The organism is Olsenella phocaeensis, assembly GCF_900120385.1.
Lineage (GTDB): Bacteria > Actinomycetota > Coriobacteriia > Coriobacteriales > Atopobiaceae > Olsenella_I > Olsenella_I phocaeensis.
Genome location: NZ_LT635494.1, coordinates 1,964,683 through 1,985,292, shown reverse-complemented (window position 1 = coordinate 1,985,292; position 20,610 = coordinate 1,964,683). Strand labels below are relative to the sequence as shown.

The window sequence follows — 20,610 nt, the reverse complement described above, 5'->3', positions numbered from 1 at the left end:
GGTCTGGGTGAGCCCGTAGCCCGCGCCCTCCTCGCGGCAGCGGTGGACGCCCATGGTCCCCTGCCCGCCCGTGGTGCCCGCCGCGAAGTCGGTCCCCGCGCCGACGAGGAAGCGGCCCTCCACGCGCGCCCAGGTGCCGCCCAGGAAGGTCGACGGGTTGGTCGCGGCGGCGCTCATGTAGATCGAGCCGACGGGCCACATCCTGTCGATCCAGTCGAAGTTCGACGCGAGGTCGGCGATGGTCTGCTGGACCTTGTCCGTGATGGCCGGCTTCACGAGCCTCATGCTCGGGGTCTTGGTGCCCATCTAGAGCTCCTTCCACTCGTACTCGAAGTAGACGTTGTAGTCGCCGCCCGACGTGTCGAGCGGGAAGGCGAGGGAGCCCCACTTGCGGTCCTCCACGTCCCACCAGGCTCCCATGCCCTGCCAGGCCGGGAACTCCTGCAGGGGCGAGGAGGCGGTGGCCATGGCGCACCACATGCCCCGGTGCGCGTCCCAGGAGTCGGCGAACCCCTGCCAGGCGTCGTCGCCCATCCCGGGCGTCGTGTCGATGGCCACGCGGTTGTCGCCGGGGCTGAGCCACATGTCATCGATNGAGCCTGGACGTCGGGGCGACGGTCCCGTTCACGTTGACGCTCGTCGAGTTGAGGTACGCGACGCTCCTCCCGGAGGAGTCCGACGCCATGGCGATGCCGCCGTCGAGCAGGCTCCCGCCCGAGTCGACGCCCGCCGAGAGGAGCACGGCGGCGTCGCCCGCCGAGTTCCTCTTCTTGGGTATCAGGGCGAGCTGGCCGGAGGACTCGTCGTAGCGTATCTCGCCGTGCCCGCCGCAGAAGTCCACGAGGGCCGACGGGGACGACTTGCCGAGCTCCACCACGTCCTCCGAGAAGCTCGAGCTCACGGTCGACCCGACGCGCACGTCCACCGAGTCGGAGTCGATGTAGACGTTGCCGCCCGCCGGGTTGCCCACCGTGACGGTCGAGGCGTAGACGGGCACCGAGCACACCTGCCAGTACGTGNGGCGTGCCGTCCACCCAGACCTCCATCTCCGTCTCGCTCACGCCAGCGCCCCTATCCTGCCGAGCTCGGCGTCCATCTCGTCGGCGATTCCGCCCACGAGCTCCTTCTTGTCCAGGTAGATGCGGAGCCTGCCCACGTACTCGCGCAGGGCGCGGACCTCGGCGACGAGCTCGTCGTCGCGCCCGTCGCCCAGGGCGTCGCGGATGAAGCCGGTCAGGCTGTCCACGGGGGCCACGACCTCGGGCCCCGCCTCGCCGACGCCCACGCCGGCGTTGGCGAAAACCGTCGGGCGCAAGAAGACGCCGCCCTTGGCGTACCAGTCGACGCCCAGCGTCGGCACGGAGGGCGGCATGATGGAGAAGCTCCCGCTGATGTGGAAGTGCGGCAGCTTGATGTGAGGGAACTCCAGGTGGAGCCCCTTGAAGAAGCCGCTGATGGCGTTGAGCCCGTTCTGGACCGTGCTCTTCGCCGAGCCTATCTTGTCGGTGACGGTGCTCGCGATGCCGGAGAAGATGCCGGAGACGACCCCCGTCACACCGTTGAGGACGGACGTGAACAGCCCCGCGATGCCGGAGAGGATTCCTCCGATGGCCCCCGACAGGCCGTTCATGATGCCCGTGACGATCGAGGACATGCCGGTCATGACGGAGCTCGCGCCGTCCGCCGCCATCTGCCAGTCTCCGGTGAAGACGCCCACGAAGACGCCGAGGATGGCCGTCAGCACGCCCACGACCGCCTGCACGACGCCGGAGATGACCTGCATCGCGCCCGTGACGACCGCCCCGGCGACCGAGAAGGCCGTCGAGAGCCCGACCGACACGATGTCGGCGAGGGCCTGGAAGGCGGCGGAGCCGCTGCCAGGCTTGGAGCCGCAGGCGGCGAGGCCAGCGAGGGCAAGAGCGGCGGCGGAGGCAGAGACGAAGTTCCTACGAGTGATCATCGTTGTTCCTTCCCTTTAGCTAATAATTTATTAATTGATGTGATGGAATTCGGACAGACAAGTGCGTGGCACAAGAGGTCACACTCGGGGCAACCCAGCGCCCCGAAGCTTCCCCTAGCGGTGGTCGATGCGCTTGGCCACGAGGTCGCAGCTGCTCTGGATGGCCTGCACCAGCACCACCAAAAGCACGATGGTCAGGATCATCACGCCGTCCTCGTAGCGGTAGTAGCCGTAGCGGATGGCGATGTCTCCCAGGCCGCCGGCACCCACGGCACCCACGATGGCGGTGTATCCCAGGACCGAGATGAGCGTGACCGCCACGCCGCGCACGATGGAGGGCAGGGCCTCGGGCAAAAGCGCCGAGAAGACCACGCGGGGGACGGTGGCGCCAAAGGACTCGGCCGCCTCGATGGAATCGCGCGGGACCTCGGCCAGCGACTGCTCGATCATGCGCGCCACGAAGGGCGCGGCCGAGAGCACCAGCGGCGGGATGGTCCCCCGCACACCCACCACCGTTCCCACCAGCGCCTTGGTCATGGGCATGACCGCGACCAGCAGGATGATGAAGGGGATGGAGCGGGTCATGTTGACGATCCATCCCAGCACGGCGTTGAGCGCGCGATGGGGCCTAAGACCTCCGGGGACCGTCACATAGAGCACGACGCCCAGGAAGGTGCCGATGAGGTAGGCGATCGCGGTGGAGAAGAACAGCATCGCGAGCGAGGCCAAGAAGCCCTGGGCGAGGAGCCCCGAGTACTGGTCGAGAAGCGACTGCAGGCTACTCATGCCAATCACCCCTTCCGAGCAGGGCGCGGGTCGTGGGATCCTGGGGGTTGGAGAAGACCTCGTCCACGGAGCCGGTCTCGACCAGCTTGCCGCGCACCAGCACGGCGACGTCCTTGCAGATGCTCTTGACGACATCCATGGAGTGGGTGATCACCAGCATGGTGACATCGGTCTCCTGGTTGACCTGGCGCAGGGTGTCCAGCACGGAGGCGGTGCTCGCAGGATCCAGCGCCGAGGTCGCCTCGTCACAGAGGATGTACTCCGGGTCAAGGGCCAGGGCACGCGCGATGGCGACGCGCTGCGCCTGCCCGCCCGAGAGCTGGGACGGGTAGGCCCCGGCCTTGTCTGCCAACCCGACGCGGTCCAGGAGCTCGAGGGCATGTCTGCGGTCCGCCTCGGTGACGCGGCCGTTGGCGGCCAGGAAGGGGAAGCAGACGTTCTGCAGCGCCGTCTTCTGCGCCAGGAGGCCGAAGCCCTGGAAGATCATGGCGACGCGGCGACGGTAGCTGCGCAGCGCGGCGCCCTGCAGGTCGGTCACGTCCTGACCGTCCACCACGATGCGACCCGAGGTCGGGCGCTCGAGGAGGTTGACGCAGCGCACGAGCGTGGACTTGCCCGCACCCGAGATGCCTATGATGCCAAAGACGTCGCCGTCGGGAATCGTGAGCGAGACGTCCCTCAGGGCGTGCTCCGCAGGGGCTCGGCCCGGTGCGTCAAAGCTCTTGCTTATGTGTTCCAGAGATATCAAATCGTCACTCCACTCGCGAGATGAATGGAGGGCAGGCCCCCTGCCAGGGACCGCCACGTGGAAAGCCCGGTCCCTATGCGCGAAGGCAAGGGCGCCCGGGCTTGGGCATCCTCATGTCCATCCCAGGGATGGCCGGGAGCGGGGTGGTATGTGAGCTTCTGTCATTCATCAGGTCCTATATCTTAGGCGGGAGGGGTACGAGTCACAAATACCAAGTTCCACTAACTGGTTATCTGCCATTTCGATAACAGGCGAGAGGAGATGGCGGCCGCACTCGAAAGCACGTCTAATCCGGCGGCACACCGTGCCTGGCAGGGCCACCTGCCTTGGCGGCATGCCAGACACGCCGACGCGGGGGGGGGGACAGCGCGCGGCAGCAAGAAAAGCGCGCGAGCTCGACGGTGACCGTCAGCTTTTCCTCCCTCGTTCGTGTTGTTGGTAGATGGAGCCATCGAGGACATGCGGAAACGACACGCGAAGGGAGGTCCCATGAGGCAAGGAGCCAAGGGCGGGCACGAGCGCGCCGTCCAAGCGGAGGCCAGGCGCGTCGTCGATGCCTATTCGGACATGGTCCTGCGCCTGGCCATGAGCTACCTGCACTCGCTGCAGGACGGCGAGGACGTGTGTCAGGGCGTCCTTTTCAAGCTGCTCTGCCACGAGGGCGGCTTCAAGAGCCCGGAGCACGAGAGGGCCTGGGTCATACGCTGCACCGTCAACGCCTGCAAGGACCTGCTCAGAAGTGCGGGGCGCAAGAGACTGGTGCCACTTGACTCCGTGGCGGAGCCCACGGCCGCGCCAGACGAGGAGCCGGGCCGCTACGACGAGCTGCTGGAGGCGGTGCGAGAGCTGCCCGAGGCCTACCGACTGGCAGTGCACCTGCGCTACCTGGAGGGCTATGACATCGCACGAATCGCGGCGATCACGGGCGACAGCACGGCAGCCGTGACCAAGCGTCTGAGCCGCGCCCGCCAGATGCTGAGGACCAGATTGGGGGAGCATGATGAACGAGCTGTTTGACGACTACGCCAAGGGAATGGGCANCCGCGGCGGCCGCGGCGCTGACGGCGGCCCTGGGGCTGGGCGGGGTGGCCTATGCCACCGGCACCCTCACAGACGTCCAGGGGATCTTCGACGACATCTTTGCCGGCGCCCCTGCCGCGACCGAGGTCGTGAACAAGGTGGGACACCCCCTCGACGCAACGAGCTCGGACGGCGGCATCACCGTCACCGCCGACGCGGTCATAGGCGACCGCTCCAACTACGTCGTCGTGCTGAGCCTCGCCAAGGACGACGGCACACCCTTCGAGGGTCTGAGCGCCACCAAAGACGGCAAGCTCAACCTCATGTTCGGCACGGAGGACGTGATGGTGGACGGGGTCCGCGGCGCCTACGGCAGCAGCTACTTCTACGACCGCGACCCCAGTGACAACTCCATCCAGTTCGTGCGCCAGATCTCGCTCGTGGACAGCCAGAGCCTCGTGGGCAAGACCATGCGCGTGAGCCTGGGCGACCTGCGCCTCCTCGACGACTCGGGTTCCGTCAGCACGCTCGCTGACGCCGGCTGGAAGCTCAAGTTCAAGATGGACTACGAGGACAGCAGCATCGACCTGCCCGCAGGCCAGGGCATCGAGGTCGGTGGCATCAAGGGGCAGCTCAGGGAGGCGTCCCTCTCGTCCATCGCACTCAAGCTGGGCTACGAGCTCGACGAGGCGGCCAACGTCCCCGAGGGTCCCAGCGGCAGGATGGGCGACCAGATGTCCGCGCGCATTGACCAGCTCCTCGACCTGGGCACCGTGACGCTCAACATGAGGGACGGCACGACGGTCGAGGTCACCGACAACGGTGGCGGGAGCTTCGACGACAACTCCGCGACGTCGACCACGGTGGAGAAGAGCCTCTTCCTCCCCCAGGCCATAGACCCCACGCAGGTGGAGTCCGTCTCCCTGGCGGGAGCCACCATCCCCGTGGCGTAGGGACATGGGAGGCGGACGGGTGCCGACGTGGCAGCGCGGCAACGGCAGCACGAACGGACCCAGAGGCCAGGCGAGAGGGACCGCGCGTCCCTCTCGCTTTCCCTGTCCCAGATTCGGTGGCCTCTCCCTAGAAGATGACGGCAGAGAGGCTGACCACGCCATCCTTCCAGCCCGCCCGGATGCCGCCCTCGTACTGCTCGCAGATGCGCTGCGCGATGGAGAGGCCGATCCCGTAGCCCTGTTGGTTGCTGTGGGCCTCGTCCGCACGGTAGAAACGCTCGAAGAGGCGCGACCAGTCGTGACCCTCCCCCCGGGCAAAGCTGTTGGAGACCACGATCCTCGCGCCCCGCCTCCTGCGACCCGAGAGCGCGGCGCGCCTCACGGGGGACACCGACACCTGGATGCTGCCGCCCTCGTCGCAGTACTTGCAGGCGTTGTCCACCAGGAGGCGGACGAGCTGCACCACGCGCTCCACGTCCGCGAGGGCCATGACCCCGGGCTCGAGCTCACTCGCCAGGCTCACGCCGCGCCGCTGCGCCACCGACTCGAAGGGCTCCAGCGCCTCGCGTGCGGCGGCGGAGACGTCCACCTCGCAGAGCTCCTGGGAGTCCGCCCACTCGTCGGCGCGTGCGGTGTCAACCAGGTCCCTCACCAGACCGTCCAGGTAGTCGACCTGCCTCAGGGTCGAGCTGGTCCACTCTCCCTCGCCACCCAGGGCCTCGAGTATCTCGGTGTTGGCGCGGATCACGGCAAGCGGCGTCTTGAGCTCGTGGCTCGCATTGGTCACGAACTCGCTCTGGCGACGGGCCGCCTCGAGCTCGGGCTGGATGGCGCGACGCGAGAGGAACCACACGATCACGAACGAGAGCAAAAGCCCCGCCGCCAGGAAGTCCAGGGTGAGCGAGAGGACCTCCCTGCCCTCCCCCAGCTCCACGCTGCCGTCCACGAAGGCCACGACGTGCCCGCCGCCGTCGGCCTCGGCCACCTTGTAGTAGTAGTCGCCAATCGAGCCGGAGCGCAGGAGCGAGGGGATGACCGCCTGGGCGAGCTCCTGGGCTTTCTGGACGTCCATGTCCTCGTCGTAGCCCCCCACCAGCGAGCTCAGCCTGCCGTCGGCGTCAACGGTCACGAGCAAGTAGCGCAGGACACGCTGCGACTCAACGAGCGAGCGGCCGTCCACGGGCTCCTCGATCACGCCTCCGCCCTGGATGATGGCGTCGAGCACGCGGTCCATGCGCGACTGCGCGAGCACGATGTGGGCGCCGTTGACCAGCACGGCGATGAGGAGCATGGCCACGAAGAAGGCGGCGAGCATGATGGCGATGATCTTGATCCTGAGCCGCTGTATGGCACGTGCGCCCATCGATCGCTGCCCCCTACTCCGCGCTGAGCCTGTAAGAGCCGTCCTCGTCGCGCACGATGGTGGCCTTGGACGCCACCGAGGCGAGCTTCGCGCGCAGGTACGAGACATAGAGCGCCAGGGTGTCCTCGTCCGCCTCGTCCTCCCCCTCCCAGACGCGTCCCAGGATGAAGCCGGGTCCCAGCGGTCGGTCGGCATTGAGCACGAGCAGCTGCAGGAGCTCCATCTCCTTCACGGAGAGGCGCACCGTGTTCTCGGCTGACAGCTCGAAGCTGTCAGCCCTGAGGCGCAGGTCGGCGTAGCTGAGGTCACGCGAGGAGTAGTCCGAGCGACGCTTGGTCATGGCGCGCACTCGGGCGAGGAGCTCGCGCATGGCGAAGGGCTTGGGCAGGTAGTCGTCCGCGCCTGCGTCGAGCCCCGCCACGCGGTCGTCCACCTGGGCCTTCGCCGTGAGCAGGAGGACCGGCGCCACCACGCCGCGACGGCGCATCTCGGCCAGTGCGGCAAGCCCGTCCATGCGCGGCATCATGATGTCCAGGATGATCGCATCGAAGCTCTGGGACATGACCAGGTCGAGCGCCTCCTGCCCGTCGTAGGCGGGGACCACCTCGTAGCCGTTCTGTTCCAGGATCGCCTGGAGCGCGCGGTTGAGGTCGCGCGTGTCGTCCGCAACCAGGAGCCTCATCGCCCCTCCCCTCCCGTGGCGCGCTCGCCGCGGATCATGTCGCGTATGGCCTGCATCGAGAGGTCCGTTGAGGCGAGCTCGTCGGCGCAGCGCTTGAGCTCGCTGGTTATGAGCCTGAGGTCCCCGTCCAAGTCACGCTTGTACTTGAGCTGGTGCTCCAGCGAGGCCCAGGTGTCCATCGAGACGGTCCTGACCTGGACCTCGGCGAAGAGGCCCGATTCGAGCCTCAGCAGCAGATGGTAGCTGCGGTAGCCGTTGGGCTTGACGTGGCGGATGTAGTCCTTCTCGCCCACGACCTCCGCTCCCGGGAGGCGCGCGATGGCGTCGCGCATGAGGTAGACGTCGCTCAGGAAGGCACAGACGACGCGCACGCCGATGATGTCCCTCACGTGGGCGAATGCAGACTCCGCGCTTGGCTCGAGGCCCTTGCGCAGGCACTTCTCGCGTATGCTCTGGGGCGTCTTGACGCGGCCCAGGCAATGCACCACCGGGTCCTCCCCACGGGAGTCCCTGAGCTCCGCGCGCAGGCGGTCGATGCGTTGGATGAGGGAGGCGAGCTCTGACTCCAGCTCGCCCAGGCGACCCCCGTAGATGGGGTCCTCCGCGGTCGTGGCCACGGCGTCGGCTTGCGTCGGGCCCTGGCCCGTGTTGGTCTGCGTCATGAATCAGCCCCCTGCGCTTGAGGTGTGAGAAGAACATACCCAAGGTCCTTGCGCCCGTGTCGGGCCAGCCGGCGAGCGATGCAATCGCCACAAGGGATAGACTGGTTGGACCCGCACCCATAGTCCGTTGGGGTCGCACCAAGAGACCATCAGGAGCCGCACCCAAGAACCGCCGGGTCCCTCACCCAGGACGCCGGGCACGCGGCCCGGCGGCATGCTTCGCAAGGAGACGCGCATGAGAATCACGCTCGCCATAGGACTTCTGCTCGCAGCCATAGGCGCCTACCTGCTGGTCACCGCCAAGAACCCACTCGCCCGCCAACGCGAGGGGGCCCTTGCCCGACAGGACCGCATCGGCGCGCGCACCAGCGGGATCATCGACCTCTCCGCTGCGGCGGGCCTCGTCGTGCTGGGAGTCTTTCCGCACGCGACGATAGCCGCCTCCGCCGTGATAATCGCCGGCTTCGCGGTGGCCTTCGTCTACCAGTCCCAGGCCCGCCGGGGCTAGGCCTCGAGGAACCACTTCCACGCGGGGACCTGTCGTATCCTCCGGTTCCCCTGGACGTAGGACGCCTCGTCGCCCCCCGCGACGACGAGCGTGGCCTCCTCGAGCCCCGTCTCCTCCAGCGCCTCCCAGAGCGCGCGAAGCCCCCTCGTGCGCGTCGTCTCGTCCTCGACGCCCACGCTGACCTGCACGAGCTCCAGCGCATCCTGGAACATCACGTCCCCCACCACGAAATCGACCTCGTAGCCGTGCCCCCTCGTGACGAAGGAGGAGACCGACTCCGCACGCGTGCCCACGTTCCTACGCCTCAGCTCGAGGTACACGGCGTCCTCCAGGCGCTGCCCGAGCTCGTTGGAGTTGGCACGCCCATTGGCGAGCGCCAGGCCCGGGTCGATCGCATAGACCTTGGGGGGCTTCCTCGTGCCCTCGGCCAGGGCATACGAGAACTCCTGAACGCGAAAGACCAGATAGGCCTGCTCGAGGTAGTCCAGCAGGGTGGCGAGGAGGGCACGACTCGTAGGAAGCCCAAGCGCCCTGAGGTCGCCCTCGGCGCGGCGGACCGAGAGCGTTTTGGCATTGGTCCCCAGCACCCGACGCGCGAACACGCTCGCCACGCGCGGACGGGCGAGGGCATGACGGTCGACGACATCCCTCACCACGACGCGCTGCACGTAGCCCTGCAGCAGCGACACGCGCTGCGCCGTGGGCAGCCCCAAGGCGGCCGGGAACCCGCCCTCCTCAAGATAGGCATCGAAGAGCCGCCGCAGGCTCAGCCGCTCGAGAGTCGAATGCGCCGGACCAAGCGAGAGCCCCGGTTCCTTCGCCCCGACGTATTCCCTGAACGAGAGGGGAAGCAGCTCGAAATCGATGGCCCGGCCCCTGAACTCCGTCGATATCTCCTGCGAGAGCATCTTGGACGACGAGCCGCTGACGTAGATGGTCGCCTTGGTCGTATCCACGACGCGTCGCAGCCACGCGCCCCAGCCATCCATCTCCTGCAGCTCGTCCAAGAAGAGGTAGGCCCCCTCCTCCAAGGCCGAGGGGCAGGTCGAATAGAACGTCTCGAGGACCTCGTCGCCTATGGCGGACGTGACGGGGTCGAGCCTGTCATCCTCGAAGTTGAAGTAGCAGATGCGATCCCATGGCACGCCGGACTCGTGGACCCGAAGCATCTCCTGGAAGAGGCGATAGCTCTTCCCGCTGCATCGCATGCCCACGACGACCTTGACGAGGTTTCCCCTGCGTGGCGGCAGCGGATCGCCCAGGTCGAGCATGCGTTCGTGGATGGGCAGGTAGTCTGCTATGTCGAAGCCCCTGATCTGCTCGGCTATGAGTTCGTTCATGTTCATCCCTCCCTATCTGGCAATATAATCTTACCAGTTAGATTTTAAACTGGTAACTTCATCTTGCCAGTTAGGTATTGTTGCAGGTAGAGATGGGCAAAAGCCGGCGTGGCGAGAGTCGCTTCGGCCCGCCGCCCGGAACCGCCGCCCACATGCGCCGAGCGCGCGGCCCCTACTCGTCGTCCGGGAAGCGCACGCCCGCCTGCCTGCGCGCCTCGTCCATTACGGCGAGCGAGTCCAGGGTCACCCGCTCGAAGCGGGCCACCCGTGCGAGTGCCGCCTCCTCGCCCCGCGCTGCCGCGGCAAAGAGCTCCAGCTCGCAGACCATGTCGTTCTGGGGCACGTCCGCACGCACCAACTCCTCGCTCCCGCCCACCGTCGAGTAGGCCATGCCCACGTCCTCGTGGTGGACGAGCCTGAGGTCGCGGGGGCAGCTCGTCTCGTCCCAGAGGAGGGTCGCCTCATCGCCCATGACCTGGGATCCCAGGAGGTCGTCCCCCACCTTGCTGTAGCTGAGCTCTATCACCTTGTCCGCGTACTCCAGGGCAATGCTGCCCGCCAGGTCAACGCGCTGATAGGGGGACTCCGACCCCCAGGGCACGTCGATGGTGACCAGCGAGGCCCGCACCGCCTCCGGGCGACCGAAGAGGGCCACCGCCGGCTCGACGCAGTAGACGCCTATGTCTACGAGGGCGCCCTCGCCGAGCGCCGGGTCGAACTGGTTCACGTGCTCGCCGGCGCGCAGCCTTCCGATGCGCGAGGTGACCTTGCCGAAGCGCAGGCTTGCCTGGGTCACCCTGCCCAGTCGCCCCAGCGCGCCCTCGATGTTGTCGAAGCCCTGGGTGTGCAGGTTGCGCATGGCCTCCAGGCATACCGCGCCGTTGGTATGCGCGGCGTCGAAGAGCTCCTTGGCACGCCGCTGGTTGGGGGCCAGGGACTTCTCCACCAGGACGTGCTTCCCGGCGGAGGCGAGGACGAGTGCCTGCGGGACGTGCAGGCCGTTGGGAGAGGCGACGTAGACGGCGTCCACCTCGTCCGACGCCGCAAGCGCCTCCAGGTCGTCGAAGAAGAGGCGCGCGCCGCGAGGGCGACCGAAGCCCTCGGCCCGCGAGAGCTCGCGGGAAAAGGCAGCGACGTACTCGACGTCCGCCACCTCGCCCACGGCCTCGACGAGCCGCTGAGCGATGGCGGACGTTCCGATGGTGGCTATGCGTAGGGCTGGCATGGTGGCTCCTCTCGCTTGGGTGGATGGGAACGCAGCCGGGACGCGGCGAGTGCCAGCCCGGCCCGTGGCGTCACTACTAGGATGCGCCGCGGGCGGCAGCGACGGCCGCGGCCATCTTTGCCGGGTCGTTGAGACGGTCGGTCTCTATGCCCGTGTTGAGGGCGACGCCCCAGGGCGCAAGCCGGCCGATCGCGCCACCCAGGTTCTGGGACGTGAGGGCGCCGGCCAGGATGTAGGGACGGCACACGCCCCCGGCAAGCTCCCAGTCGAAGGCGACCCCTGCCTGCCATCCGCCATAGAGCACGACCAGGTCGGCCTTGCTCTGGTTGGCGCGCTCCACGTCCTCGGGGCCGGCCATGCGGATGGCCTGCACGATGGGAATGTCCACCAGCTCCCGCAGGAAGGTGATGTAGGGGTTGCCTTCGTTTCCGTGCAGCTGCACCACGTCCAGGACCTCGTCCGCGAGCTCGCTCACGTAGCCCAGGGGCTGGTCGACGAAGATGCCCACGGCGGGGATGGTGGGGTCCAGCTTGCCCACGAGCTCGCGCAGGCGGTCGCGGTCCACGTGTCGGTGGGAGCTAGGGTAGTTGACCACGAAGCCACAGAGGTCGGGCCTGAGCTCGTTGACCGTGCCGACGTCCTCGTCGCGGAAGATACCGCAGAGCTCGACCCTCGTGTAGGGGTCGGGGTTGTAGAGGATGTCGTGCGTGACGATGGTGGTGATCCTGCGGTCCAGCATGCAAAGCCCCTCTCGCCAAGAACGAAGCGTGCGCACCCCTGCATCATCGCACGAGAGGGAGCCCGGACGGGCGAGAGGGGCGGGCGGCCTAGGCGCGCGGCTCCCCTCCCCTGGCGAAGAGCGCGATCATCTCGTTGGTGAGGCTCGAGTCGTCGGCGGGATCGAGGGGGACGTCGGCGCGGCGGACCCAGCCACCCAGCTGGAGCTCGTCGTGGTCGACGTGGATGGTGGGGTCTCCGTCGACGTCGCAGAAGAAACCGGCGAGGAGGGTGTCGGTGAAGGGCCATGGCTGGCTCTTGTAGTAGCGGACGTTCTTGACCCTGAGACCCACCTCCTCCCTGACCTCGCGCGCAACGCACTGCTCCAGAGTCTCGCCCACCTCGACGAAGCCGGCCACCAGCGCGTAGTGGTTGTAGGCGCGGCCGGCGTACTTGGTCATGACCAGCTCGTCGCCGTTGGTGATGCCCACGATCACGGCGGGGCAGATCTTGGGGTAGAGAACGTTGCCGCAGGCGGGACAGGCGAGCTCCCGGCTGGTGGCGACGTGGCCCAGCTCGCTGCCGCAGTGCCCACAGTAGCGGTTGGAATGGTACCAGTTGCGCAGCTGGTAGCCAGTTATGCCGGCGAAGGCCAGACAACGGGGCCGAAGGAAGCGGAACTGGTTCACGGGCTCGAGGCGGAAGCCCTCGGGCAGCTCCTCGCTGCCACGGGGGCGCGGGTCGCGCTCGGCCATGAAGAAGCGACGGTCGTCGATCGAGAAGAGGTAGCGTGGGGCGAGGTCGGGGGCGGAGAAACCCCAGTCGCGCAGGCGCGGGAGCTCGAGCTCGCCCGTGCCGCCATCCAGGCGCACGACCGCCTGGCCGTGACCGTAGGCCAGCACGTAGTCCTCGGGCCGCGCCTCGAGCGGTCGATAGGCGTTGTCGAAGGCGTAGCTGCCGATGTCCTGGATCACAGGTCCTCCCCCGTTGGCTGTCGGGGAAACATGATACGTCTGCCCGCGACCACGGGGGGCAGGTGTGGGAAAGCACAAGCAAATCGACGTCTTGGGGCATCTGGGGAGAGATGGCTGCGGTTTGCTTGTGGGCTGCGACTTGCTCGTGTTTCTCAACGGTCCAAACACAAGCAAAACGGCGTCTCACGCCCCATAAAGCAGAAACGGCGCGGTTTGCTCGCGTTTCTCTCCCAATGAAACGCGAGCAGACCGCGCCACCACAAGCAGACCGCTCCCGCGCCGTGGCCCTACAGCATCTGCCGGTAGATGTCCTTCAGCGCGGGATACATGCTGTGCCAGGTGCTGTAGTGCCCCCGATAGAGCGCGATGATCTCCTTGTTGGGAAAGACCATCTGCTCCTCCACCCGCGCGAGGCGGTGCGCGCACTCAGCCACGTCGGGAAAGGCCCCGCAGCAGACGCTCGCGAGCATGGCCGCGCCGAAGGCCGGGGCCTGGGGCGTCTGGGGAATCTGCAGGGGGATTCCCAGGACGTCGGCGCAGATGGCCCTCCAGAGCGGGCTCGTGGCGCCGCCGCCGCAGATGGTCGAGGCCATGACCTCGACCTCCTCCGCACGGGCTATTTGCAGGCAGTCGCGCAGGGCGAAGGCGACGCCCTCCAACACGGCCTGGGTCATGTCGGCGCGGGTGGTGTCCATGCGCAGGCCCACGAAGGCGCCGCGCGCACGCGGGTCGTTGTGGGGGGTCCTCTCGCCCATGAGGTAGGGCAGGAAGTAGACGTCGTTCTGGCCCAGCTTGCCGCCGGCGACCAGCGCCTGCTCCGCGTCGTAGGAATCGGCACCCAGGATGTCGTCCATCCACCACTTGTTGCAGCCGGCGGCGGTGAGGATGCAGCCCATGAGGTTCCAGCCGCCGTCGGCCGAGCAGAAGGAGTGCAGGGCGTTGTGCTCGTCCACCACGCAGCCGTCGGTGGTCATGAGGATGGTCCCGGNCGTGGGGCGAGGTCGGGGGCGGAGAAACCCCAGTCGCGCAGGCGCGGGAGCTCGAGCTCGCCCGTGCCGCCATCCAGGCGCACGACCGCCTGGCCGTGACCGTAGGCCAGCACGTAGTCCTCGGGCCGCGCCTCGAGCGGTCGATAGGCGTTGTCGAAGGCGTAGCTGCCGATGTCCTGGATCACAGGTCCTCCCCCGTTGGCTGTCGGGGAAACATGATACGTCTGCCCGCGACCACGGGGGGCAGGTGTGGGAAAGCACAAGCAAATCGACGTCTTGGGGCATCTGGGGAGAGATGGCTGCGGTTTGCTTGTGGGCTGCGACTTGCTCGTGTTTCTCAACGGTCCAAACACAAGCAAAACGGCGTCTCACGCCCCATAAAGCAGAAACGGCGCGGTTTGCTCGCGTTTCTCTCCCAATGAAACGCGAGCAGACCGCGCCACCACAAGCAGACCGCTCCCGCGCCGTGGCCCTACAGCATCTGCCGGTAGATGTCCTTCAGCGCGGGATACATGCTGTGCCAGGTGCTGTAGTGCCCCCGATAGAGCGCGATGATCTCCTTGTTGGGAAANCGACCTCGCCCAGTCCGCCTGCGTCGATGCTCACCTTGCGGTTCACCTTCGCGTCGTAGGTGTCGGCGCGCATGACGTCGGCCAGGTCGACGCCCGTCACGCTCTTCACCATGTCGAAGGCGGCCTTGATGGACTGCGGCGCCATGGACGTCACGCCCGCGGCCGGGGAGCCCTCTCCCTCGCCACCGACGGTCGAGTAGATGTTTATGGCGTCGATGCCCTCGATGGGCTTGGAGGCTGCGGCGATGATGTCCGGCAGCACGCCGATGATCTGCTGGGCAAGGGCGGCCTGGCCGTACTTGCGCAGCGCCTCCGCCTTCTTGTCCATGGCCTCTGCCTCGGCGATGCCCTTGGCGCGGGCCGCCTGGGCCTCGGCCTCGCCCTTGGCGCGAATCGCCTCGGCGGCCTTCTGCGCGGAGTAGAGCTCTGCCTCGGCGGCCTTCTGCCTGGTCACGAGGTCCGCCTGCGCGCGCTGCTCGGCGGCGTAGCGGTCGGCGTCGGCCTGCTTGCGGATGGAGGCGTCGAGCTCCTGCTCCTTGACGGCGACCTCCTTCTGCTTCAGCTCGGCCTCGCGGTCGGCCTTGGCGATCTCGGCGTTGACCTCCTCGGTGTTGATGGCCTTCTGCTGCCGCTGCGCCTCGATACCCTTGGCGGCATCCGCCTTGGCGGCAGCCGTGTCCGCCTCGGTCTTGAGCGCAGCCTGCTTGAGGGCAAGGGCGTTGTTCTGCTCGGCGATGGCCGTCTCCGACTCGATGCGCGCATCATTGGCCACCTTGTTGGCCTGGGCACGGGCAACCGCAATCTCCTTCTCGGCATTCGCCTTGGAAATCTGGGCATTCTGCTGGATGGCCACAGTGTTGGCGATACCCAGGTTCTCGATGACGCCGAGTCCCGCGTCATCGATGTTCTGGATGTTGAACGAGACGATCTCCAGACCCATGCGCTGCATGTCGGCGCTGGCGTTCTCCTGCACCTTGGCCGCAAAGGCCTTGCGGTCATTCATAATCTCCACCAGACGCATGCCGCCGATGATCTCACGAAGGTTGCCCTCGAGCACATTGACGACCATGCCGTTGATGTAGTCGGAGTCGCGGTTGAGGAAGTTCTCCGCCGCCTTGGCCAGGCCGTCCTCGGTGTTCGAGATCTTAACCACGGCGACCGAGTCAACCATGATGTTGATGTAGTCGAGGGTGGGGATGGTCTTCGTGGTCTTGACGTCGACGGAGAGCATGCGCAGCGACAGGCGGTCGACACGCTGCAGGAAGGGAATCCTGACGCCGGACTTCCCGATGAGGTAGCGGGGCTTCTTCCCGCCGCCCGAGATGATGTAGGCCTGGTCGGGCGGTGCCTTCACGTACCCGGAGGCGATGATGACGAGCACCGCGATCACGACGATGCCAACGAGGACGAACCTTATGAGCTCCATGACGCACGCTTCCTTTCTGGAGGCAGCGCCAGCCCGACGCGAATGACGGGCCTGGCCGGCCACGAACAGAGGAGATGTTATCTGATTGGAGAGGGGCAACATCCCGGTCGGAAGGCCGGACCATCCGGAACCACATCTGCACCACAGATGCAACGAGCCGTCTGACCTGGTCGTTTACAGTTTCAATCGTCCACTCTGGGCCAAAATGGGGAAGGGTCGCGCAACCCGGCGCGAGCGGCCATCGATATCACGAGCCGTAGCAAAACACCATCCAAACACAATAGGAACCTCTCCCCGAAAATTAACGACTTCTTTCTTGAAATCACCCAATAATGTCGAGAAATGCCTGCTTCGTTGCGGTAAGTTAGTACAAAACATAGAAGCTAAACTTTTTGGGGATGGTCAGATGAAGGTAGGGGTACGAGACATCAGCCGCAAGACCGGCTTCTCCCCCGCCACGGTTTCCAACGCGCTCAACCACAAGCGCGGCGTGAGCAAGGAGACCGCCGAGGCCATCCTCAGGGTCGCGCAGGAGCTGGGCTACCAGCGCCCCAGCCGCCTCGACCGCATCCAGTTCGTCGTCGTGCGCAAGAGCGGCAAGGTCCTCGACGAGTCGGACTTCCACCCCGCGGTGGTGGACGGCGTCGAGCGCGAGGCGAAGCTCCACGGCCTCACCACGAGCTACGTCACCATCGACCTCGCCGACCCCGGAGCCCATTCCCAGCTGCGCGAGCTCTGCCAGGACACCACCAGCGGCATCGTCCTCCTGGGCACCGAGATGATGGAGGAGGACTACGAGCCCTTCTACGGCTCCGCCGCCCCCCTGGTCATCGTGGACGGCTGGTGCTACCACAGCTTCATCGAGTCCATCGTCATCTCCAACGAGAGCTCCGCCTACCGAGCCGCCCACTACCTCATCGGCAAGGGCCACACGCGCATCGGCTACGTCAGGGGCAACCCCGTCATCCGCAACTTCCCCCTGCGCGAGCGGGGCTGCCGCCGTGCCCTGGAGGAGGCGGGCCTCAGCTGGAACGACGACTACTGCGTGACCGTGGGCACGAGCCTCTCCACCGCCTACGCCGCCGCCAAGGAGTGGCTCGAGGGCGACCCGGAGCTCCCCACCGCCTTCTTCGCCGAGAACGACGTGATGGCCTGCGGCATGATGCGCGCCCTCCTCGAACGCGGCGTCAAGGTGCCGGAGGAGGTCTCGTTCGTCGGCTTCGACGACCTGCCCGTCGCCACCGTGATGCTCCCCGCCCTCACCACCCTGCACGTTCCCAAACACGACATCGGCGCCATGGCGGTCCAGAAGCTGATCGCACAGGTCAAGGCCCCGAGGGGCTTCACCTGCACCACCCACGTCTCCACCACCTTCGTAGAGCGGGACAGCGTGGCACAGCTGTAGGGTTTGGGCTCCCCCTGGGCTAGAATCGACCCATGCACACGACTGCGCGGACGCCGTCCGCGGGAGGAGGAGCCATGGCAGCAGAGAACACGGACTTCCAGACCTACGCGCCCGAGCCCGAGCTCGAGTTTGGCGACGCCGCGCCCGCGGCGCCCGAGCTGGACCTCGACGGCGCGACCGCGTCCGATCCCGTAACCGCCTCCCTCACCCCCCAGGAGCTGGAGAAGGTCTCGGCCTTCGTCCAGAAGATCGACATCACCGACACCGCCGGCGTCCTCGCCTACGGCGTGGGGTCGCAGCGCAAGGTCTCGGAGTTCTCGGAGCGCGCCCTCGCCGGCGTGCGCGGCCATGACCTGGGCGAGGTGGGCGACCAGATCAACTCGCTGGTGGTGACCCTCAAGAACTTCGACCCCGACCAGAAGGAGGGGGGCCTCCTGGGCCTCTTCCACAAGGCCAAGAACAGCCTCGAGGCCCTGAAGGCGCGCTACAGCGACGTGGAGAAGAACGTGCGCTCAATCTCTGACGCACTCGAGGGCCATCAGGTCACCCTGCTCAAGGACATCTCGATGCTGGACCAGCTCTACGCTCTCAACGAGTCGTACTTCAAGGAGCTGACCATGTACGTGGCGGCCGGCAAGCAGAAGCTCGAGGGGGTGCGCACGGGCGAGCTCGCCGAGCTGCAGGCCAAGGCGGCGAGGACGGGGCTCGCCGAGGACGCCCAGGCCGCCCGCGACCTTTCGCAGAAGTGCGACCGCTTCGAGAAGCGCATCTACGACCTCGAGCTCACCCGCCAGGTTGCGCTCCAGACCGCGCCGCAGATTCGCATGGTCCAGGCCTCGGACGCCATCATGGCCGAGAAGATCCAGTCCACGGTGGTCAACACCATCCCCCTGTGGAAGAACCAGATGGTCATCGCCCTGGGCATCGAGCACGCCAACCAGGCCGCCCGCGCCCAGCGCGAGGTATCGCAGATGACCAACGACCTCCTGAGGAAGAACGCCGACCAGCTCAAGGTGGCCACCGTCGAGGCCGCCAAGGAGGCCGAGCGCGGCGTGGTGGACCTCGAGACCCTGCGCCACACCAACGAGCAGCTCATCTCCACCCTGGATGAGGTCGCGCGCGTCCAGGCCGAAGGGCGCGAGAAGCGCCAGCTTGCCGAGGAGGAGCTCACGAAGATCGAGGGCGAGCTCAAGACGAAGCTCCTGGAGGCCTCGCAGCGCTAGGCTCGCCCAGTCAAGGGGCGAGGACGCAGGCGAGAGTCCCCGCATGCGAGCCCGCAGGCACAATCATGAGGGGCGGCGTCACGATCGCTCGTGGCGCTGCCCCTCTCGCCTGTCTTGGGAAAGCCTGGTGACGCCGTCGGTCGGGTCGACCGCCGTCAGGGACGCAGCTCGTCCCCCGTGGAGGTGAGCCCATCCTGCTCGAGCATGGTCCTCATGACCTTGAGGTCGCCCGTGAGGTCCATGCTCTGCTCCTGCAGGAGGTTGTCCAGAGTCCGGGAGAGCCCCTCGTCCACCATCTGCAGGGTCTGGGCCAACTCCGCACGCACGGACTCGACCCCGGCACCGCCAGAGCCGCTCTGCTCGAGCTCGGCGTAGGACGCGGCGAGCTTCGAGGTCTGCGGCAGGTAGTAGTTGGCGACCCGCCTGAGCTGTGACGCGCACTCGGGATGCGACCTCAGGTACGACGAGAGCTGCTGCGTGCGCACGACGATGGACTCGAGCGAGGACCTGAGGCCCTCGTCCACGATGCGCGCGCGGGACTCCTCGACCATGCGACCGAAGTCGGAGAACACCCCCAGGAGCTCTCGAATCTCGGGAGTCAGCCCGTCGTCCACGGACTTGGGCTTCTTGCCCTGGGACCCTCCCTGGCTCTCCTTGCGGCGGTTCCACTCCTTGCGAGCCCTCTTGTAGGAGCTGTCGGTGAGGTAGAGGGTCGTCCCGTCTCCCAGCGAGGCGATGTGCCCCTGCGGGATGAGTCCCCGGGAGATGGCCTCCTGAAGCAGGGGCTGCAGCTCCTTCACGGTGAGCTCGACCCTACCGCCCAGATCCCTCAGGCGCATGCTCGTCTCGTCTCCCACGGCCTTCGAGAGCGCAAGGCAGAGACGTGCGATCTTCCTGCGCCGGGCGCCCTTCGCGAAGGACTTGACCGCCCCCGTGCCCAGACCGACGAGAACCGCCAGACCAACGAGGAACGAGACGAGGCCGTCGAAGGCCATCATGATGGTCGGGACGATCATCATGATGGCCAGGTAGCCCAGGATGATCCCGCCGATCAGGTCCTTGGCGCGGACCTTCTCGTCGCCATGCCGACACACGACGTAGGGAGAAGAATCCACCTCCGCCATGCCCAGCTGCGCGGCGACGGCCGCGGCAGCGCGCTCGATGGAGCTGGCGATGCCATCGAAGTCGACCTTTGACATCAGCTCGCCCGCCTTCTCGGCGGCTGCGGGAATCTCTCTGTTGAGGACGTCACCCACCTGACGGGCGACGTCGGTGCCCTGGCGGACGAAGTCGTCCGCCGAGGTCCGGGGGTCCTTGGGGCCCCTCTCGTCCTGTGCGTCGTTGTCCATGGCGGCCATCCTCTGGGTTTGGCTGAAGTCACATGCGAGAAACCACCCTATGAAGGTACACGATGGCCGTGAATCCCGTGTGCTCGAAATGTCGGCAAGTCGTCACTGCCACGCCATGCAGGACGGCCCTGCGCCTACCGCAAGCGACGCCCGCAAAATGCAGGCCCCTGGCCTATGGCCTGAGCTCGCCCGCATCCTTGGTGAGCCCGTCCTGGGCGAGCATGGTCCTCATGACCTGGATGTCTCCCGCGAGGTCGATGCTCTGGTCCTCGATGAGCTCCTCCTGGAGCCGCGCGAAGCCGTCGTCGACCATGCGGAGGGCCTCCCTGAGCTCGCCCGTCACCTCCCGAGCGCGTTCGCCCTCGGCGCCGCTGCGCTCGAGCTCGAGGTAGGAGGCAACGAGCTTCGCCGTCTGGGGCAGGTAGTAGCCGACCGCACGCCCAAGCTGGCCAGCAAGCTCCGGATGGGCCTCCACGTAGCTCGCGATGAGGCCCGCCCTGCGCGCGATGCCCTCCATGGAGCCGCGCGCCGACTCGTCCGCCGCCTGGCTGGCCCGACCCGCAAGGACCTGGCCGAAGTCCCTGAAGGCGTCGACCACCTCGCGCTGCTCGCGGGCGAGAGGGACATCGGCCGTCGTCGTGGCAACGTCCTCCCCGAGGCCGGTGCCCCGCGGCTCGGAAGCGGAAGCGAGAACGGCGGAGAGGGCCC

At 67.0% G+C, this 20,610-nt stretch carries 21 protein-coding genes and 1 pseudogene; 5 read left to right on the top strand and 17 right to left on the bottom strand.

Annotated features, from left to right (window positions below):
• From BQ7388_RS12425 to BQ7388_RS09620, 5 genes are all read right to left on the bottom strand, one after another.
• The coding region (locus BQ7388_RS12425) for a phage baseplate protein (protein WP_407668486.1) at nt 1–306 on the bottom strand (306 nt) is incomplete at its 3' end.
• Nucleotides 307–585: a hypothetical protein gene (locus BQ7388_RS09640; protein WP_072500381.1), complete on the bottom strand. Its 279-nt coding sequence runs from the start codon at nt 583–585 to the stop codon at nt 307–309.
• 472 nt (nt 586–1,057) lie between these two features.
• Nucleotides 1,058–1,960 (bottom strand): phage tail family protein, encoded by a 903-nt coding sequence (locus BQ7388_RS09630; protein WP_072500379.1) that lies wholly within the window; start codon nt 1,958–1,960, stop codon nt 1,058–1,060.
• Between the two features lie 114 nt (nt 1,961–2,074).
• A complete protein-coding gene (locus BQ7388_RS09625; RefSeq protein WP_009278646.1) occupies nt 2,075–2,746 on the bottom strand; it encodes a methionine ABC transporter permease in 672 nt (223 codons plus the stop codon).
• The gene (locus BQ7388_RS09620; RefSeq protein ID WP_009278645.1) at nt 2,739–3,494 is read right to left on the bottom strand and encodes a methionine ABC transporter ATP-binding protein; all 756 of its coding nucleotides are present in this window, start codon (nt 3,492–3,494) and stop codon (nt 2,739–2,741) included. The genes BQ7388_RS09625 and BQ7388_RS09620 overlap by 8 nt, the downstream gene beginning before the upstream one ends.
• Nucleotides 3,495–3,983: 489 nt before the next feature.
• On the opposite strand from BQ7388_RS09620, the gene BQ7388_RS09615 reads away from it, so the two are divergent.
• Together BQ7388_RS09615 and BQ7388_RS09610 are read left to right on the top strand one after the other, a co-directional pair.
• Nucleotides 3,984–4,511 (top strand): RNA polymerase sigma factor, encoded by a 528-nt coding sequence (locus tag BQ7388_RS09615; RefSeq protein ID WP_009278644.1) that lies wholly within the window; start codon nt 3,984–3,986, stop codon nt 4,509–4,511.
• Nucleotides 4,508–5,467 (top strand): DUF4179 domain-containing protein, encoded by a 960-nt coding sequence (locus tag BQ7388_RS09610; protein ID WP_072500378.1) that lies wholly within the window; start codon nt 4,508–4,510, stop codon nt 5,465–5,467. The genes BQ7388_RS09615 and BQ7388_RS09610 overlap by 4 nt, the downstream gene beginning before the upstream one ends.
• 127 nt (nt 5,468–5,594) lie before the next feature.
• On the opposite strand, the gene BQ7388_RS09605 is transcribed toward BQ7388_RS09610, so the two are convergent.
• The 4 genes and pseudogenes from BQ7388_RS09605 to BQ7388_RS09595 form a co-directional block, all read right to left on the bottom strand.
• A complete protein-coding gene (locus tag BQ7388_RS09605) occupies nt 5,595–6,830 on the bottom strand; it encodes a sensor histidine kinase (protein WP_062531794.1) in 1,236 nt (411 codons plus the stop codon).
• A gap of 13 nt (nt 6,831–6,843) precedes the next feature.
• Nucleotides 6,844–7,170, bottom strand: coding sequence for a winged helix-turn-helix domain-containing protein (locus BQ7388_RS13555; RefSeq protein ID WP_369750398.1), 327 nt, complete (start codon nt 7,168–7,170; stop codon nt 6,844–6,846).
• 15 nt (nt 7,171–7,185) lie between these two features.
• Nucleotides 7,186–7,512, bottom strand: a pseudogene (locus BQ7388_RS13550) (response regulator transcription factor); the annotation flags it as partial.
• Nucleotides 7,509–8,174 (bottom strand): GTP pyrophosphokinase, encoded by a 666-nt coding sequence (locus BQ7388_RS09595; RefSeq protein WP_009278640.1) that lies wholly within the window; start codon nt 8,172–8,174, stop codon nt 7,509–7,511. The gene BQ7388_RS09595 and the pseudogene BQ7388_RS13550, both read right to left, overlap by 4 nt.
• Nucleotides 8,175–8,409: 235 nt before the next feature.
• On the opposite strand from BQ7388_RS09595, the gene BQ7388_RS09590 reads away from it, so the two are divergent.
• Nucleotides 8,410–8,682, top strand: coding sequence for a hypothetical protein (locus BQ7388_RS09590; RefSeq protein ID WP_009278639.1), 273 nt, complete (start codon nt 8,410–8,412; stop codon nt 8,680–8,682).
• Here BQ7388_RS09590 and BQ7388_RS09585 read toward each other — a convergent pair.
• The 6 genes from BQ7388_RS09585 to BQ7388_RS09560 all read right to left on the bottom strand — a co-directional run bounded on the left by BQ7388_RS09585 (nt 8,679) and on the right by BQ7388_RS09560 (nt 15,925).
• Entirely contained in the window at nt 8,679–10,022 is a 1,344-nt protein-coding gene (locus BQ7388_RS09585; RefSeq protein WP_072500513.1) for an ATP-binding protein, read from the bottom strand. The two genes, BQ7388_RS09590 and BQ7388_RS09585, sit on opposite strands and share 4 nt — an antisense overlap.
• Nucleotides 10,023–10,194: 172 nt before the next feature.
• Nucleotides 10,195–11,247 (bottom strand): Gfo/Idh/MocA family protein, encoded by a 1,053-nt coding sequence (locus BQ7388_RS09580; protein ID WP_072500377.1) that lies wholly within the window; start codon nt 11,245–11,247, stop codon nt 10,195–10,197.
• 76 nt (nt 11,248–11,323) lie between these two features.
• Nucleotides 11,324–11,986, bottom strand: coding sequence for a phosphoribosylanthranilate isomerase (locus tag BQ7388_RS09575; protein ID WP_083558348.1), 663 nt, complete (start codon nt 11,984–11,986; stop codon nt 11,324–11,326).
• A gap of 88 nt (nt 11,987–12,074) precedes the next feature.
• Nucleotides 12,075–12,938 carry an NAD(+) diphosphatase gene (gene nudC, locus BQ7388_RS09570; RefSeq protein ID WP_072500376.1) on the bottom strand — a complete coding sequence of 288 codons (864 nt, stop codon included), beginning with the start codon at nt 12,936–12,938 and terminating at the stop codon, nt 12,075–12,077.
• Between the two features lie 287 nt (nt 12,939–13,225).
• Nucleotides 13,226–13,912: a xylulokinase gene (locus tag BQ7388_RS09565; protein ID WP_234946914.1), complete on the bottom strand. Its 687-nt coding sequence runs from the start codon at nt 13,910–13,912 to the stop codon at nt 13,226–13,228.
• Nucleotides 13,913–14,425: 513 nt separating this feature from the next.
• The gene (locus tag BQ7388_RS09560; RefSeq protein WP_072500375.1) at nt 14,426–15,925 is read right to left on the bottom strand and encodes a flotillin family protein; all 1,500 of its coding nucleotides are present in this window, start codon (nt 15,923–15,925) and stop codon (nt 14,426–14,428) included.
• Between the two features lie 406 nt (nt 15,926–16,331).
• Here BQ7388_RS09560 and BQ7388_RS09555 point away from each other — a divergent pair, with 406 nt between their 5' ends.
• Nucleotides 16,332–17,330, top strand: a complete 999-nt coding sequence (locus tag BQ7388_RS09555; protein ID WP_072500374.1) for a LacI family DNA-binding transcriptional regulator — start codon at nt 16,332–16,334, stop codon at nt 17,328–17,330.
• Between the two features lie 74 nt (nt 17,331–17,404).
• On the top strand, nt 17,405–18,553 hold the full coding sequence (locus BQ7388_RS09550) for a toxic anion resistance protein (RefSeq protein WP_072500373.1): 1,149 nt from the start codon (nt 17,405–17,407) through the stop codon (nt 18,551–18,553).
• 155 nt (nt 18,554–18,708) lie between these two features.
• Here BQ7388_RS09550 and BQ7388_RS09545 read toward each other — a convergent pair whose 3' ends face one another.
• Nucleotides 18,709–19,902, bottom strand: coding sequence for a 5-bromo-4-chloroindolyl phosphate hydrolysis family protein (locus BQ7388_RS09545; protein WP_072500372.1), 1,194 nt, complete (start codon nt 19,900–19,902; stop codon nt 18,709–18,711).
• 172 nt (nt 19,903–20,074) lie between these two features.
• A partial coding sequence (locus BQ7388_RS09540; RefSeq protein ID WP_200781460.1) for a 5-bromo-4-chloroindolyl phosphate hydrolysis family protein occupies nt 20,075–20,610 on the bottom strand: 536 nt, incomplete at its 5' end.